2 protein-coding genes are annotated in these 834 nt (G+C 50.4%); both read left to right on the forward strand.

Annotated elements, in window-relative coordinates; genetic code table 11:
• Positions 1–66: 66 nt before the first annotated feature.
• On the forward strand, positions 67–627 hold the full coding sequence (locus CIK04_RS24775; RefSeq protein WP_325205797.1) for a PTS sugar transporter subunit IIA: 561 nt from the start codon (positions 67–69) through the stop codon (positions 625–627).
• A 28-nt stretch (positions 628–655) separates the two neighbouring features.
• Positions 656–823, forward strand: a complete 168-nt coding sequence (locus tag CIK04_RS32845) for a hypothetical protein (protein WP_176463422.1) — start codon at positions 656–658, stop codon at positions 821–823.
• Positions 824–834: the final 11 nt, after the last annotated feature.

An 834-nucleotide genomic window follows, 5' to 3' on the forward strand; every position in this document is an offset into this window, starting at 1 on the left:
ACCAATACACGCCTCAATGAGTAAGTATGGATAGTATGGACAACGCAAGGTAAAGCCATCGTGGATATGACCAACCTGATCGAACCCGAAGTCATCTGCTTAGATCTGAAAGCCAACAGCAAAGAAGACGTGCTGATCGAATTGGTGGAGATGCTGGATAAAGCAGGAAAATTGACCGATAAACAGCAATTTTTAAGGGATATTTGGCTAAGTAGAAGAGATTGGCAATACCGGTTTGAAGAGGGATTGCCATTCCCACGCCAAAAGTCACGCCGTTGCCTTACCTGCTGTGGGTGTGGGGATCAGCCGCCAAGGGAGTTGATTACGGAGCGGAATGATGGTCAGCTTTCCGATGTGTTTTTTATGCTCGCATCCCCCGATGGCGAAGATCATCACCACATTGAAGTGTTGGCACAAATCTCCAGTAAATTGATTGAAGAGGGTTTTGTCGAGAGCTCAAAGCCGCGGAAGATATCGATCAGGCGCGAGCGTTGTTTGTGGGTCACAATGGTGTCGATACCCTGCAAGAGCATGGCATGGGTGAGTTTGTTCATCAGCCGCTTAGCCCAATGGCACAACGCGTCGCGCGTATTAAGGAGCATTTGCTGTTTGGCACCTCTCATATGATGCCGTTTATTGTCGCGGGCGGGTGCTATTGTCGCTTTCTGTGATGAGCTCTGGCCATGGCGCGGTGCCAGAGCAGGGAGTATTGGCGGACATAGCGCAAATGGGCATTGCTGGCCTGACTTTGTTACCGTGGTGCTCGGCGGCTACATTTGCCTATTCCATGGCAGACAAACCGGGTTTTAGCGCCSGGGGATGATTGCACTTGGA

The sequence above is a fragment of the Vibrio sp. 03_296 genome (genome assembly GCF_002265885.1).

Coding starts and splice junctions, on each gene's coding strand:
- CIK04_RS24775 (WP_325205797.1), top strand. CDS start 67: ATGACCAACCTGATCGAACCCGAAGTCATCTGCTTAGATCTGAAAGCC.